The following is a 13,947-nucleotide window of genomic DNA, read 5'->3' on the forward strand; positions in this document are numbered from 1 at the left end:
GGCGTCACCACCGCTCGCGCAGCCAGTCGAGCGACGCCCGCCCGAGCGCCGTCGCCATCTTCAGGAGGGCCCGGTCCGCACCGGGCCCCGCCGTCACGGCCAGCCTGAGCAGGAACCCGGCGTGCAGCACGAGCAGGTCGTCGATCTGGGCGGCGGCGAGGTGGCGGGTGAGCGGGTGGGCGTCGGCGAGCGGCTGGGGCTCGACGCCGCTCAGCCGGGCGCTGGACAGCAGCGTGACGACGTCGGCGTACGGCGCCCCTGCCCAGGCGTGCGGCCAGTCCACCACGACGACCCGGTCGGGGCAGATCAGCACGTTGAACGGATAGAGGTCGCCGTGCAGCAGCGTGTCCCCCTCGTACGGCGACTCCGCCCCCGCCTCGGCCCCGGCCAGCTCGTCGAGCCGATCCGCGGCCCACGGTGCCAGCACGGCGAGCGCCTGGCGCGCCTCGGGTGAGGTCAGCGCCGCCCATCCGCCCAGCCGGGGCCGGGCCAGCAGGCGTTCCTCGACCGGGGACGGCGTGAGCAGCGCCGCCAGCTCGCCGGCCGTCTCCAGCACCCGGTCCAGCTCGTCCCGCCGCCACGGCTGGGCGGGCAGCCGGCCGTCGATCTCCTCGAAGGCCAGGGCGACCCAGTCGCCGTCGTCGTACGCGCCCAGCAGCCGGGGCACCGGCGCCAGCCCCGCCAGCCGTTCCGAGATCGGCGCCTCCCGCCGGTGGAAGGCGGCCGCCGCGGGTGCCCGCGCGGTCTGGGCGGCCTTGACGAAGGCGTGCGTGCCGTCGGCGAGCCGGACCCGGGCGGCCACCCCTTCCGAGAAGCCGCCCGGCTGGTCGGTGGCGCCGGTCACCCGGGCGCCGAGCAGCCGCTCGATCTCTTCGACGACGGGCGCGGGCAGGGCCGTCCATGGCCGCCGCTGCCCGCCGGTATGGTGCGGAATGGTCACCATGAGGTCATCCCGATCTTCCCTTTCGTCGGCGATCCGAGTCCGGTGCGAGGGGTGACGGTCTACGATCGGCGAATGGCCGTACCCGAGCTCATCCGCATCACCACCCGATCGTCGCCCATGGCGCTGGCCCAGGTCGAACGCGTCCGCGCCGAGCTCGCGGCGCTGCACCCCGGCATCCGCACGGAGGTCGTGCCGGTGACGACGTCCGGCGACAGGTGGCAGGGGGCGCTGTCGGCGCTGGGCGGCAAGGGCGCGTTCACCAAGGAGGTGGACGAGGCGCTGCTGACCGGCCGGGCGGACCTGGCGGTCCACTGCATGAAGGACATCCCGGCCGACCGCCCGCTCCCGGCGGGCACGGTGTTCGCCGCCCACCTCAAGCGTGACGACCTGCGCGACGCGCTCGTCCACCCGGGCGGCCTCACCCTGGACGAGCTGCCCGACGGCACCCGCATCGGCACCTCGTCGGTACGCCGCGTCGCCCAGCTCGCCTCCTCCCACCCGCGCCTGCGCTGCGTGCCGATCCGCGGCAACGCCAACAGCCGCCTGGCCAAGCTCGACGCGGGCGAGGCCGACGCCCTCATGCTCGCGGTGTCCGGTCTTGAGCGCATCGGCCTGAGCGAGCGCATCAGCGAGACGCTGTCGCTGGAGACGATGTGCCCGCCGATCGGTGCCGGCGTGCTCGCGCTGCAGTGCCGCGAGGACGACTCCGCGACCATCGACGCCGTCGCCGGCCTCAATCACCAGCCCACCTGGCGCGAGATCACCGCCGAGCGCATGCTGCTGCACGTCCTGCAGGGCCACTGCAACAGCCCCATCGCCGGGTACGCCCGCGCCGAGCGCGACGGCCGCCTGTCGTTGCGGGCGCGGGTGTTCTCCCCCGACGGCAAGACGGTCCTCGACGCCCACGAGTGGGCCGGGCCGCTCGACCCGGCCACCCTCGGCACCTCGGTCGCCGTGGCCCTGCTCCGTCAGGGCGCCCGCGAGGTCATCGACGTGATCCCGCACTGAGCGGGCGGCCCGCCGCAGCGGCTTCACGCGACGCGCAGCACGCGGAACTCGCCGGGGTTCGCCGGGTCCCGGTCGACGACCTGGATGGGGGGCCAGGTCCACTGCCAGATGCCGATGCCCGGCTCGCGGGAGAACCGGATCGGGCCGCGGGTGCCTTCGGCCCGTACGTGTGGCCAGGATGCGGCGATGTGCTCGCGTTCGGTGCCGTGCCGAAGGATTCCGGCGAGGACCGTGATGGTGTCGTAGCCCTCGAAGGCGACGAAGGACGGCGTCTCGCCCAGCCGTTCGCGCAGGGCGTGCTCGACGCGGACGCCGAGCGGGGTCAGACGTTCCGGGAGGTAGCGCAGGAACGGGATCGCGGCGCCGCGTTCGCCTAGCGCGGCCCAGGAGGGAAGCTCAGGCTGGCCGGCGGGGGCGCCGAGCGTCAGGCCGGTGAGGCGCGGATCGTCGCGGACCGCTCGGACGATCGGCATCGCCGGCTCCGGGTGGCCGGTCAGGAGCAGCAGGGCGGTCGCGGAGTGCCGCACGAGGGCGTCGCACAGCGTCTCGGGCGGGAGCGGGTCGAGCTCGATGACGGTGCCGCCGTGCCGGGCCAGGTGGTCGCGCAGGATGCGGGTGCCCGTCGCCCAGTAGACGCTGGGCTGGGCCGCCACGGCGACGCGGCGGTGACCCGCGCCGAGGAGGTGGTCGGCGTAGAGGCGCCAGCCGCGCGACTGCGCCGGGGCGATGCGGGCCACCCAGGGGGTCGGCTCGTCGGTGAGGGCGTCGAGCACGGCGGACGAGCACAGGTACGGCACCGCGAGGGCGTCGGCCCTGGTGGCGACCGCGCGGGCGACGACGCTGTGGTACTCGCCCGCCAGCGCGGCCACGCCCAGCCCGGCCAGCTCGTCCACGGCCGCCGCAGCCCTGGCGGGGTCGGCCGCGGTGTCCCGTACGAGGAGTTCGAGGGGCGGTCCGGCGGCATTGGCCTCGGCGGCGGCGAGTTCGAGGCCGGCGAGCAGGTGCCGGCCCGCCTCGGCCCAGCCGGGCGGGGTCAGCGGGGCCAGCACGCCGATCCGGACGGGTGACGTGCTCATCGGGCCGGGCGGTGGGGGTCGGCGTGGATGTGGGTGCGCATGCCCTGCGGGTCGAACAGGATGAGCAGCTCCACCGCCTTGCCGTCGGCGCTGCCCAGCCAATGGGGCGAGGAGGTGTCGAACTCGGCGGCCTCGCCGCGCGGCAGCGTCAGGTCGCGCTCGCCGACGACGAGGCGCAGACGGCCGGTGAGGACGTACAGCCACTCGAAGCCGTCGTGCGTCTTCGGGGACGGGACGAGCGGCTCCTGCGGCGCGGGGATGATCATTTTGAACGCCTGGATGCCGCCGGGACGGCGGGACAGCGGCACGAACGTCATCCCGAACCGGTGGATCGGCGTCAGGTGGATGCGGGGGTCGCCGGTGCGCGGGGCGCCGACCAGGTCGTCGAGCGGGACGTTGTAGGTGCGGGCGAGCGGCAGCAGCAGCTCCAGGGTGGCCCGGCGCTGCCCGCTCTCCAGCCGGGACAGCGTGCTCTCGGACACGCCGGTGGTGGTAGCGAGGTCGGCGAGCGTGATGCCGCGGTGGCGGCGCAGCGCGCGCAGCCGCGGCCCGACGCCTTCGATCACCTCATCGGTTTCCGTATCCATGCCGGCCATCTTGCCATACCCGCAAGTTTTCGTGCCATCCCTGACATGTCCCATAAGACTGGGCGTCCCGACGCGAAAGGATCGAAAGGAAAGCCATGATCACTGCGACCCGGCCGTCGCCGCGCCGCCTCCTCCGGCGGGCGCGGGTGGCGACGGCCCTCGTTCTCACCGTCCTGCTCACCGTCCTGCTCGCCGCGTGCTCGTCCCCGGCCGCCGGCGACGTCCCGCCGCACGCCGCCGCCACCCACGATGACACGGCGTTCAGGAGCACCTTCCGGCACGCGTTCGCCGACGTGGACGGCGTCCGGATGCACTACGTGACCGGCGGCAGCGGCTCGCCCGTCGTGCTGCTCCACGGCTGGCCGCAGACCTGGTACGGCTGGTGGCCCATCATGCCGGCGCTCGCCGAGCACCACACCGTCTACGCCGTGGACCTGCCGGGACTAGGTGACAGCACCGGCACGCCGAAGGGGTACGACAAGGCGACGCTGGCCCGGTACGTGCACACGCTGATCGCCGACCGGCTGAAGATCAGGAACGCCGCCGTCGTCGGCCACGACCTCGGAGCGGCGGTGGCCTTCCAGTACGCCGCCCAGTTCCCCGGGCACACCACCCGCCTCGGCTACCTGGACCTGCCGCTGCCGGGGCCGGGCATCGACGCGGCCATGTACCGGTCCCTGAGCTGGCACATCGCCTTCCACTCCCAGCGGCGGGTGCCCGAGACGGTGGTGGACGACGACGTACGTGCGTATCTGGCGCTGTTCTACCCGCAGGTCGCCTACGGCGGGACGGCGTTCGGCGGCACCTCCGAGCGGTCCCCGTTCACCGACGCCGAGATCGACGAGTACGCCCGCACGTACGGCCGCCCCTCGGCCCTGTCAGGCGGTTTCGAGCTCTACCGGGCGCTCGACCAGGACGTCCGCGACACCACGGCGGCGGCGCCGGTGCGGGTGCCTGCCCTGCTCATGACCGCCCAGGGCCAGCTGGACGCGGTTCGCGCCACGGTCGAGCCGCGCGTACGCGACATCGTCAGGGCCGTGGACGTGCCGAAGGCCGGTCACTGGCTGGTCGAGGAGAACCCCCGCTTCGTCACGGCGGAGCTGCTGCGCTTCCTCGCCGGATGATTCACCCGGTCGCGTTGCCGCCGTCGTCCGCCGGCGTGGGACGCGGCCAGGTGACGGCGGCGAAGACCACCGAGCAGGCCAGGAAGCCGGCGCACAGGGCGGCGAAGCCCGCCCAGAACGAGCTGTAGGACTGGCCGAGGTCGATGCCCAGGAGCAGGGCCACGACCAGGCCCGCCACGAGACCGCCGACCAGGCCGGGGACGTAGCGGGGCGGCCGGTGCGCCAGAGCGCCGGTGAGCGGGAGCACCAGCGGGAACAGCGCCACCGCCCATCCCGCCGTCGGCTCACCGAACAGGGCCAGCCGCACGGCCGAGACGACGGCCGAGACGCCGATCGCCACCACCGTCCAGACGACGAGCTTGACGGGGTGGTAGCGGACGTTGTGCTCGGAGGCGTGGGCCTCGGGGCCGAACGTCCAGAAAGAGAGCAGCTCTCCGATCATGTCGCCGAGATCGGCCCTGCCGTCCTCGGGGCTCCTGTCAGAACTCATGGCGGTCATGATCCCACATTTCACGAGCCTGGCCGCTCGTCGATGAGGCCGAGGAAGGCGGCGGCGGCCGGGGACGGGCGGTCCTGCCAGATCAGGTGCTCGACGCGGGTGGGGGCGCCGCGCAGGCGGATGACGCGCAGGTCGGGGAAGCGGGTGGCGTACGCGGCGGGGAGCATGCCGACGCCGAGGCCCTGGCGTACCAGGTCCACCATGAAGTCGGCGGACGACACCTCGAAGGGCACCTCGCGCCGCACCCCCGCCGCCGCGAACGCCTCGTCCGACTGCACGCGCCCGGCCACGCCCGCCCGGAAGTCGATGAACGGCTCGTCCGCCAGGCCCGCCAGGTCCGATTCCGGCTCCGTACGGGGGTGGTCGGGGGCCACCACGGCGACCAGCTCGCCTCCGCCGAGCCTGCGGCTGCGCACGCCCTTGGGTTCGGCGCGCGGCGGCAGGCCGAGGAAGGCGACGTCGGCGCCGCCCTGGCGGACCCGTTCGATGAGGTGGTCGCTGCCCGCCGAGGTGAGCGTGATGCCGACCTTGGGGTGGCGGCGGCGGTAGTCGCGCAGCAGGACCGGCAGGTCGAGCGCGGTCACGGTGGGGATGGCGCCGACGGCGAGCCGGCCGCGCAGCTCGCCGCCGGCGGCCGCCACCTCGGCCCGCGCCCGGTCGGCGGCCTCCAGGCAGGCGCGGGCCTCCGGCAGGAACGCCTCACCGGCCGATGTCAGCCGGACCCTGCGGCTGGTGCGCTCGAACAGCCGGGCGCCGAGCTCGCGTTCGAGCGCGGCGATCTGGTGGCTGAGCGCCGACTGGACGACGCGGCAGCGCTCGGCGGCGCGGGTGAAGTTCAGCGTCTCGGCGACCGCGACGACGTACCTCAGTTGTTGCAGCTCCATCCATCCATCGTGCCGCACGATCGATCACGATGACGAAGATGTGTTGGACTCATTGATCGCCCCTCCCCCACCCTGGAACGCATGACATTGCAGCAAGAAGTGCGGCATGAGTCCGCTGTCCGGCCGTGGCTCGGGGTCGCGGCGATCACCGCCAGCCTGTTCGTCTTCCTCACCACCGAGCTGATGCCCGTCGGCCTGCTCACCCCCATCAGCGCCGGCCTGGACATCTCGGTCGGCGCGGCCGGGCTGATGGTGACGTTGATGGGGGTGTCGGCCGGATTGGGAGTGCCGTTCATCGTGGCGTGGACCAGGCGGGTCAACCGGCGCGTGCTGCTGGCGACGCTGCTCGCGGTGCTGACCCTGGGCAACCTGATCACCGCCGTGTCGCCCAGCTATCCGCTGGTGCTGGGCACGCGGCTGGTGATGGGGTTCGCCAGCGGCGTGTTCTGGGGGATCGGCGTCGCCATGGCGATGCGGCTGGTGCCCGAGCGGCACGCGAGCCGGGCGGCGTCGGTGGTCATGTCGGGCATCTCGATCGGGGCGGTGGCCGGCATCCCCTTGGGTACGACCTTGGAGAGCCTGACCGACTGGCGGACCACCTTTCTCATCTGGAGCGGGCTGAGCGCGCTGGTGTTCGTCGCGGTCGCCGTGCTCGTCCCCTCACTGCCGTCGGCGAACGCGGTGTCGGTGCGGGAGGTGTTCCTGCTGCCGCTGCGCAACGGGCCGCTGCGGCTGGTGCTGACGGCCGTGGTGCTGTTCGTGCTCGGGCACTTCGGGGCCTACACGTTCGTGCGGCCGTTCCTGGAGGAGCACGCCGGCGCGACGCCGCTGTTCGTGACGATCACGCTGATGGCGTACGGCGCCGGCGGCGCGATCGGGAACCTCGTCGCCGGGCCCGTCGTGGCCAGGAACGCCAGGGGCGGCTTCCTCGCCGGGAGCGCCGGGCTGGTGGCGTCGCTGCTGGCGCTGCTCTTCCTCGGTCAGAGCGCGGCCGGGGCGGTCGTCACGCTGGTCGTGTGGGGGGTGGCGTTCGGCGTGGTGCAGCTGAGCCAGGTCACCATGACGCAGGCGGCCGCTCCCGAGACGTTCGAGGCCGCGATGTCGCTCAACACGATGGCGTACAACACCTCGATCGCGCTGGGGGCGCTGGTGGGCGGGGTGTTCGCGGACCGGCTGGGGGTGTCCAGCGTCGTCTGGTTCGGGATCGGGCTCACCGCGGCCGCGCTGCTGCTCGTCCTCGCCGCTCAGACGAGCAGGACGCGGCGGCCCCTCGTGTGACCCGCCTGGCTGTCGATGTGCGCCTGCGCGGCGTCGGCCAGCGCGTACGCCTTCTCGACCGGGATGTGCAGCCTGCCGAGGCCGATGAGGCGGACGGTCTCGGCGAGCGCGGCCGGCATGCTGCCCGCCACGCCGGAGAAGCGGACGCCGAACTCGGGGGCGTCCAGGCCGGCGATGGAGATCACCCGGCGCGGGTCACCGGTCAGCTCGACCAGCTCGCCGACGACGCCCGCGCCGGCCACATCGATGGCGGCGTCCACCGGGCCGAGCTCGCGCACCCGGCCGGGCCAGCCCGCGTCGTAGGTGGTGGCGCGGGCGCCCAGGCCGCGTACGTAGTCCTGGTTCGCCGCCCCCGCGGTGCCGATCACCGCGATGCCGCGGTCGCGGGCCACCTGCAGCACCGCCGACCCCACTCCCCCGGCCGCGCCGCTGACCAGCAGCGTCTGCCCTGGCTGCACGCCGGTCTCGCGGATGACGCGCAGCGCGGTCTCCATCACCGACGGGTAGCCGGCGGCCTCCTCGAACGTCAGGCCGTCGGGGACGCGGGTCCAGGCGTCCAGGACGGCGTATTCGGCGTAGGTCTCGTGGCCCTCGCCGAACACCGGGTCGCCGATCTCCACGCCCGTCACGCCGGGGCCGATCTCGTCCACCACTCCGGCGGCGTCGAGACCGATGCCGGCGGGCAGCTCGACCTGGTTCATGCCTTCGCGGACCCGCCAGTCGTAGGGGTTGACGCCGGCGGCGCGCACCGCGACGCGGATCCGGCCGGGGCCCGGGTGGGGCTCCTCGGCGTCGATGAGGTGCAGGACGTCGGGGCCGCCGTACGCGGCGAAGCTCACTTTCTTCATGCCGCCGACCGTAACACTAACCGTTAGTGTTTCAAAACCGTTGTTGTTTCGTAGCTGGTAGCATCAGCGCATGACCGTGCCCACCGGACGTCGCGAACGCAAGAAGGCGGCGACCCGTCAGAAGATCGCCGACGCCGCGCTGCGGCTCTTCATGGAGCGGGGCTACGACGCGGTGGGCATCCGCGACGTGGCCGCCGAGGCCGACGTGGCGGTCACCACGGTCTTCGCGCATTTCGCCGGGAAAGAGGCGCTGGTGTTCGACCAGGACGAGAACTTCGAGCAGCGCCTCGTCCAGGCCGTCCGCGACCGGGCGCCGCACGAGCCGCTCATGCCCGCACTCCGGCGGGAGATCCACGCCCTCGTACGCCACTGCACGAGTGAGGACGCCGCCCCGCTGTGGCGCATGATCGACGAGGTGCCGGCGCTGCGGGCGTACGAGGAGTCCATGCGGCTGCGCCACGCACGGGCGCTGGCCACGGCCCTTACCGCCCATGTCGGGCTGCCGCCGGAGACGACGGCCTGCCGGGCGATCGCCAGGTTCGTGATCGACGCCTTCTCCCTGGCCCGCGAGTCCATCGACCCGGAGGCGACCGTGGACGAGGTCTTCGAGATGATCGCGGCGGCCTGGGAAACGGCGGCCCCCGCGCTCGAAAGACCGGAGGCCGGCGCCGAAGATCACGCAGGCTCCGCACCTTCGTAGCAGACGCAAGGAGAGCGATCCCGCCAGCCCGTGAGAACAGAGACGGTTTCGCTCATGAGGGCGGCGGGCCCCCAGCCGTTGAGGTCAGGGGCGTTCGCGCAGGAGCCGGTCGTAGGGGACGGCGTGGCCGGTGTGGCCCTGTCCTGTGGTGGTCGTGGCTTTGAAGAGGGAGTTGAGCAGGGCTTCCTCGACGGCGTCCATGACAGCGGTGAAGAGCGGGCTGAGCGTCTCGTCGGGCAGGAGCGGGGACGATGCGGGGGCGGTGCTGAAGGCGATGGCGTAGTCGCCGCTGCCGTTGGAGTACGACGCCCCGACCCGGCCCATCGCGAAGATCGCGCGGCGGGCGAGGCGGCCCAGCCTGCGGGCGTCGAGCGGGGCGTCGGTGGCGATCACGATCATGCAGGAGTTGCCCGGCGGCTCGGCCCCGCCGGCTCCCGGCACCAGCTCGGCCGCCGGCATCGGGACGCCCTGGACGGTCAGCACGCCGCCGAAGTTCGCCTGGACGAGCGCTCCCGCCGTGACCGGGACGCCCTCGATCACCAGCCGCCGGGACGAGGTGCCGATGCCGGCCTTGAAGCCCAGCGCCGTCGTGCCGGTGCCCGCGCCCACGCAGCCCTCGCCGGGCAGGCCGGAGGCCGCGCCTTCGAGCGCGTCGAGCACGTGCCGCTCGGTGATCGGCCGGCGCCTGATGTCGGACAGGAACCCGTCGTTGGTCTCCCCCGCCACGCAGTTGAACGACAGGCCGTCGGGGCGGAGCCGCATCACGTACGACAGCAGCGCGTCGGCCGCGCGGTAGACCGACAGCGTGCCGGTCAGCACGATCGGCGACTCGAGGACGCCGAGCTCGTCGATCTGGGTGGAGCCGACGAGCTTGCCGTAGCCGTTGCCGACCTCGACGGCCGCCGGGAGCCGCCAGGTGGCGAGCAACTGCTCGGGGACGATCGCGGTGACGCCGGTGTGCAGGTCGGCCCCGTCGTCCAGCGTGGTGTGGCCGACCAGGACCCCTTCGACGTCGGTGATCGCGTTGAGCGGCCCGGTCGGCAGTCCTCCGACCACCACCCCCAGCTCCCGCGCCCGCACCCGCCCGCTCGGAACGCCGTGGTCGCCGTCTGGTCGTGTCACGTCGAGCAGTATCGCCGGGCCGTCCCGCCCCCGCCGCACCGGGGTGCCGTGAGGCCGGGGGCGGGTGCCACGTCAGGGGGTGAAGTCGAGCTTGAAGACGAAGCCCGCGGCGCGGTGGCCGCCGCCGGCGCTGCAGGCGCCCTTGTTGGCCTCACCGTTCCAGAACATCACCCGGCACTTGTCGCAGAAGCGCCACTCGGTCTGCCCGGGGCCGTTGTGGTCGTGTGGCAGGAAGAACATGTAGCCCTGCCTGTTGTGAGCGCCGCCCGCCGGGCAGCGCCCCTGGTTGGCGGGGTCGCCGCTCCAGAACATGGCGAAGCACCTGTCGCAGAACCGCCACTGGTCCTGCCCGCCCAGCGGGCCCGGCCGGTCGTGCGGCAGGAAGAAGATCCACCCGGCGGCGGCGTGACCGCCGCCCGCCGGGCAGACGCCCTTGGTGGGGTAGCCGTCGAAGAACAGGCCGCGGCAGCGCGCGCAGAACCGCCAGGCGGCCTGACCGCGGTTGATCGCCTTGAACGTCACCGTGTAGTCGCCGCCGTCCCCCTGGATGCGCAGCGACTGCCGCGCCGGGTTGCCCGTCTCGGCCAGCGCGATGTCGCCGGACGTGAAGCGCACCTCGCGGGGCGGGCCGACCTGGTCGTCGAAGTTCGGGGCACCGGTGACGGTCTTGAGCGCGGAGTTGATGTCCTCGAGCAGCCGGCCGACGATGGTCGGGCGGGGCATGCCCAGGGTGGCGCCGATGGTGCCGGAGACGGTGGCGGCGACGATGCCGCGCAGGTTCTCCGGGTCGCCGTTGTCGTTCTCCATGATGCCCACGATGAAGATGGCGTCGTCCGGGTTGGGCAGCGCCCGCTCCTCGCCCGCCAGGCCCCAGAACGACTGGAACGGCACCTGGTGCGTCTCCTGGCCGTCCACGTCGCCGAACGGGCCGTACCGGTAGACGCGCGACCTGGGCACGGGCGAGTTCGGCGGCCTGAGGTCGACCGCGGCGACGATCATGTACGGTTCGTCCGAGCCGACCTCGTCGGTCTTGCTGTGACAGCGGAAACTCTCCAGCGTGATGTAGATCACGGCCATCCCCTCCCGTTGTGCTCTGCGGAGCCGTTCTCATCAGAGTGGGTGCGGCCGCCCGGATCCACCTGAGTAACGCCTACTCAAGCGCCGGTCTCGGGGGCGCCGGCCGGCTCTGAGCAGGCACGGGTGAGAGGTCTGATGGCCGCCAGCGGAGATCGTCCCGGTCGGCGACGCTGGTGTCATGAGCACAGCGCATACGACGAGTGACCAGGCCGGCGCCTGGACGGTGATGCAGAGGATCTACGAGGCCGAGGCCGCGTACGTGGCCGCGGGTGGATTCGGCAAGGCGAGCTACGACGACGTCGCCGCCTACCTGGATCCGGAGGTGACCCTGCATCAGGCTCCCGGGCTGCCCTTCACCGGCTCAGGAACCTGGCGCGGCCACGACGGCATGGAGCGGTTCCTGGCCCGGTTCAGTGCGGTCTGGGAGTCGATGGAGTTCCTGGAGCAGGAGCATTGGGGGGACGGGGACACCGTGGTCGTGCGGAGCCGGGTGCGCTTTCGCGCCCGTGCCACCGGCCGGGAGGTCGACACCTTGATCGTGCAGCTGATCACCGTCAGGGACGGCCGCATGTTCGAATGCCGCCCCTTCTATTGGGATCCGGGAGCGATCGCCGACGCCTGCCGGCCGGACACGGCTGTCTGAGCAAAGGTTTCACGGCGGCGCGGGCTCGTGAAACCCGGTCGAGGGCGCGGTGAAACCCGGGCCGCCGAGAGTGCGGTCATGAGCATGACCGACATTCCACCCGGCGTGGCCGTCCGTGCCGAGGGGCTGGCCAAGACGTTCGGGACGCACCGCGCGGTCGACGGCGTCGACCTCGACGTGCGGACCGGCGAGATCTTCGGCATCCTCGGCCCGAACGGCGCCGGTAAGACCACCATGTTGCGGATGCTGGCCACGTTGCTGGCGATCGACGGGGGCCGGGCCGAGATCTTCGGGGTCGACGTGGCCCGCGACCCGCACGTCATCCGCCAGCTCGTCGGCGTCACCGGCCAGTACGCCTCCGTCGACGAGCATCTGACCGCCCGCGAGAACCTCTGGCTCTTCGGCCGCCTCCAGGGCCTGCCCGGCGCCCGCGCCCGCAGCGTCGGCGACGACCTGCTGGACCGCTTCGGGCTGCTGGACGCCGCCGACAAGCCGATCGCGCAGTTCTCCGGCGGCATGCGGCGCCGCCTCGACCTGGCGGCCAGCCTCATCACCAGGCCGCCGCTGATCTTCCTGGACGAGCCGACCACCGGCCTCGACCCGCGTACCCGCGGCCAAATGTGGGAGACGATCCGCAGCCTGGTCGCCGACGGCTGCACGGTGCTGCTGACCACCCAGTATCTGGACGAGGCCGACCAGCTGTCCGACCGCGTCGCGGTCATCGACCACGGCCGCAAGGTCGCCGAGGGCACCCCCGACGAGCTGAAGACCACGGTCGGCGACTCGACGCTGCAGCTGCTGCTCGCCGACCCGGCCGACGTGCCCGCCGCCGTGGGGGTGGTGCGGCGCGTGCTCGGCTCCGACCCGGTGCTGAGCCCGGAGCGGGGCCGGCTGAACGTCGCGCTCGACCAGGCGGACCTGGCCGGGGAGGTGCTGATCGCGCTGCGCACGGCCGGAGTGCCGATCGCGTCGGTCAGCGTCGCCAAGCCCAGCCTGGACGAGGTGTTCCTCGCCCTCACCGGCCACGAGACGGACGGCGACGACAACGAGGAGGACCGATGACCACCACGATCGCACCCACCCGCGAGACGGTCGACGCCGCCGCCCGGGTGGCCGCCGCCCGCCGGCGCGTCTCCGTGGCGGACACCGTCAGCCAGACCATGGCGATGGCGTGGCGGGCGCTGAAGAAGATGCGCCGCAACCCCGAGCAGTTCTTCGACGTGGCGATGCAGCCCATCCTGTTCACCGCGATGTTCGCCTACGTCTTCGGCGGCGCCATCGCCGGCGACGTCGAGAGCTACCTGCCGCTGATGATCCCCGGCATCCTCGCCCAGACCGTGCTGACGACCTGCATGGCCACCGGTACGCAGCTGCGCGAGGACATGGAGAAGGGCGTCTTCGACCGGTTCAAGTCGTTGCCCATCGCCCGGATCGCGCCGCTCGCCGGCCCCATGGTGGCCGACCTGTCGCGCTACACGATCGCGGCCACGCTGACCTTCTCCATGGGCCTGGTGATGGGCTACCGGCCGGGCGGCGGGGCGGGCGGCGTGCTGGCCGCGATCCTGCTGGCCATCTTCACCGGCTGGTCGCTGGCGTGGATCTTCACCTGGATCGGCACGATCGCCAGGAGCGCCCAGGCCGTGCAGGGCTTCTCCATGATGATCCTGTTTCCGCTGACGTTCCTGTCGAACGCGTTCGTGCCGGTGGAGAGCCTGCCCGGGTGGCTGGCCGCGTTCGTCCGGATCAACCCGGTCTCACACCTGGTCACGGCGGCCCGCGACCTGGCCAACCACGCCACCGTCTCCGGCGAGGTGGCCTGGACGATCGTCGCCGGCCTGGCCGTCATCGCGATCTTCGCGCCGCTGTCGGTCCGCAGCTACAAACGGCACCTGTGACCCGCCCGTCAGCTCTCCGGCCTGCTCGACGAACCGCTGCGCCTCCCCGAGCAGGCCGGCACCGCGCCGGTCGCCGTACTCGGCGCGGACGGCCGCGAGCAGGCCGGGCGCGGCCCGCTCGGCGTGCGGCTCGATGCGCTCGATCGCCATGCTCGGCAGCAGGATGTTGTACGAGAACCGCTCGGCCAGCACCAGCAGCCTGATCGCGCGCTCTGCGGGCATGGCGCCGCGCAGCAGCCCCCAGGCGCCCAGCCCGAAGAGCA

Annotated in this window: 15 protein-coding genes; 7 read left to right on the forward strand and 8 right to left on the reverse strand. The window is 72.8% G+C overall.

Going from position 1 to position 13,947, the window contains the following annotated elements:
- Positions 1–4: 4 nt before the first annotated feature.
- Positions 5–943, reverse strand: a complete 939-nt coding sequence (locus AB0K28_RS22560) for a hypothetical protein (protein WP_364373112.1) — start codon at positions 941–943, stop codon at positions 5–7.
- Between the two features lie 72 nt (positions 944–1,015).
- On the opposite strand from AB0K28_RS22560, the gene hemC reads away from it, so the two are divergent.
- The gene (gene hemC / locus AB0K28_RS22565; protein ID WP_345407452.1) at positions 1,016–1,951 is read left to right on the forward strand and encodes a hydroxymethylbilane synthase; all 936 of its coding nucleotides are present in this window, start codon (positions 1,016–1,018) and stop codon (positions 1,949–1,951) included.
- Positions 1,952–1,974: 23 nt separating this feature from the next.
- Here hemC and AB0K28_RS22570 read toward each other — a convergent pair whose 3' ends face one another.
- Positions 1,975–3,027 carry an ABC transporter substrate-binding protein gene (locus AB0K28_RS22570; protein ID WP_364373115.1) on the reverse strand — a complete coding sequence of 351 codons (1,053 nt, stop codon included), beginning with the start codon at positions 3,025–3,027 and terminating at the stop codon, positions 1,975–1,977.
- Positions 3,024–3,614 (reverse strand): XRE family transcriptional regulator, encoded by a 591-nt coding sequence (locus AB0K28_RS22575; protein ID WP_364373118.1) that lies wholly within the window; start codon positions 3,612–3,614, stop codon positions 3,024–3,026. Before AB0K28_RS22575 ends, AB0K28_RS22570 begins: the two co-directional genes overlap by 4 nt.
- A gap of 95 nt (positions 3,615–3,709) precedes the next feature.
- On the opposite strand from AB0K28_RS22575, the gene AB0K28_RS22580 reads away from it, so the two are divergent.
- Positions 3,710–4,738, forward strand: coding sequence for an alpha/beta hydrolase (locus AB0K28_RS22580; protein ID WP_364373121.1), 1,029 nt, complete (start codon positions 3,710–3,712; stop codon positions 4,736–4,738).
- A 1-nt stretch (position 4,739) separates the two neighbouring features.
- Here AB0K28_RS22580 and AB0K28_RS22585 read toward each other — a convergent pair whose 3' ends face one another.
- Complete coding sequence (locus AB0K28_RS22585; protein WP_364373124.1) at positions 4,740–5,228, reverse strand: hypothetical protein; 489 nt, start codon at positions 5,226–5,228, stop codon at positions 4,740–4,742.
- A gap of 20 nt (positions 5,229–5,248) precedes the next feature.
- Positions 5,249–6,121, reverse strand: a complete 873-nt coding sequence (locus tag AB0K28_RS22590) for a LysR family transcriptional regulator (protein ID WP_345407461.1) — start codon at positions 6,119–6,121, stop codon at positions 5,249–5,251.
- Positions 6,122–6,202: 81 nt separating this feature from the next.
- Between AB0K28_RS22590 and AB0K28_RS22595 the strand changes: the two genes are divergently transcribed.
- The gene (locus AB0K28_RS22595; RefSeq protein ID WP_364373127.1) at positions 6,203–7,399 is read left to right on the forward strand and encodes an MFS transporter; all 1,197 of its coding nucleotides are present in this window, start codon (positions 6,203–6,205) and stop codon (positions 7,397–7,399) included.
- Here AB0K28_RS22595 and AB0K28_RS22600 read toward each other — a convergent pair.
- On the reverse strand, positions 7,366–8,247 hold the full coding sequence (locus AB0K28_RS22600) for an NADP-dependent oxidoreductase (RefSeq protein ID WP_364373130.1): 882 nt from the start codon (positions 8,245–8,247) through the stop codon (positions 7,366–7,368). The genes AB0K28_RS22595 and AB0K28_RS22600 overlap by 34 nt on opposite strands.
- Positions 8,248–8,317: 70 nt before the next feature.
- On the opposite strand from AB0K28_RS22600, the gene AB0K28_RS22605 reads away from it, so the two are divergent.
- Positions 8,318–8,947: a helix-turn-helix domain-containing protein gene (locus AB0K28_RS22605; protein ID WP_364373133.1), complete on the forward strand. Its 630-nt coding sequence runs from the start codon at positions 8,318–8,320 to the stop codon at positions 8,945–8,947.
- A gap of 84 nt (positions 8,948–9,031) precedes the next feature.
- On the opposite strand, the gene AB0K28_RS22610 is transcribed toward AB0K28_RS22605, so the two are convergent.
- Together AB0K28_RS22610 and AB0K28_RS22615 are read right to left on the reverse strand one after the other, a co-directional pair.
- A complete protein-coding gene (locus AB0K28_RS22610) occupies positions 9,032–10,069 on the reverse strand; it encodes a P1 family peptidase (protein WP_364373136.1) in 1,038 nt (345 codons plus the stop codon).
- 72 nt (positions 10,070–10,141) lie between these two features.
- Complete coding sequence (locus AB0K28_RS22615) at positions 10,142–11,140, reverse strand: hypothetical protein (protein WP_364373139.1); 999 nt, start codon at positions 11,138–11,140, stop codon at positions 10,142–10,144.
- A 184-nt stretch (positions 11,141–11,324) separates the two neighbouring features.
- Between AB0K28_RS22615 and AB0K28_RS22620 the strand changes: the two genes are divergently transcribed.
- From AB0K28_RS22620 to AB0K28_RS22630, 3 genes are all read left to right on the forward strand, one after another.
- Positions 11,325–11,789, forward strand: coding sequence for a nuclear transport factor 2 family protein (locus AB0K28_RS22620; RefSeq protein ID WP_364373142.1), 465 nt, complete (start codon positions 11,325–11,327; stop codon positions 11,787–11,789).
- An 84-nt stretch (positions 11,790–11,873) separates the two neighbouring features.
- Positions 11,874–12,851 carry an ATP-binding cassette domain-containing protein gene (locus tag AB0K28_RS22625; RefSeq protein ID WP_364373314.1) on the forward strand — a complete coding sequence of 326 codons (978 nt, stop codon included), beginning with the start codon at positions 11,874–11,876 and terminating at the stop codon, positions 12,849–12,851.
- Entirely contained in the window at positions 12,848–13,684 is an 837-nt protein-coding gene (locus AB0K28_RS22630) for an ABC transporter permease (RefSeq protein WP_345407491.1), read from the forward strand. The genes AB0K28_RS22625 and AB0K28_RS22630 overlap by 4 nt, the downstream gene beginning before the upstream one ends.
- The last annotated feature ends 263 nt before the right edge of the window (positions 13,685–13,947 follow it).

Source organism: Nonomuraea sp. NPDC049504, from assembly GCF_040676845.1.
Classification (GTDB): Bacteria; Actinomycetota; Actinomycetes; order Streptosporangiales; family Streptosporangiaceae; genus Nonomuraea; species Nonomuraea salmonea.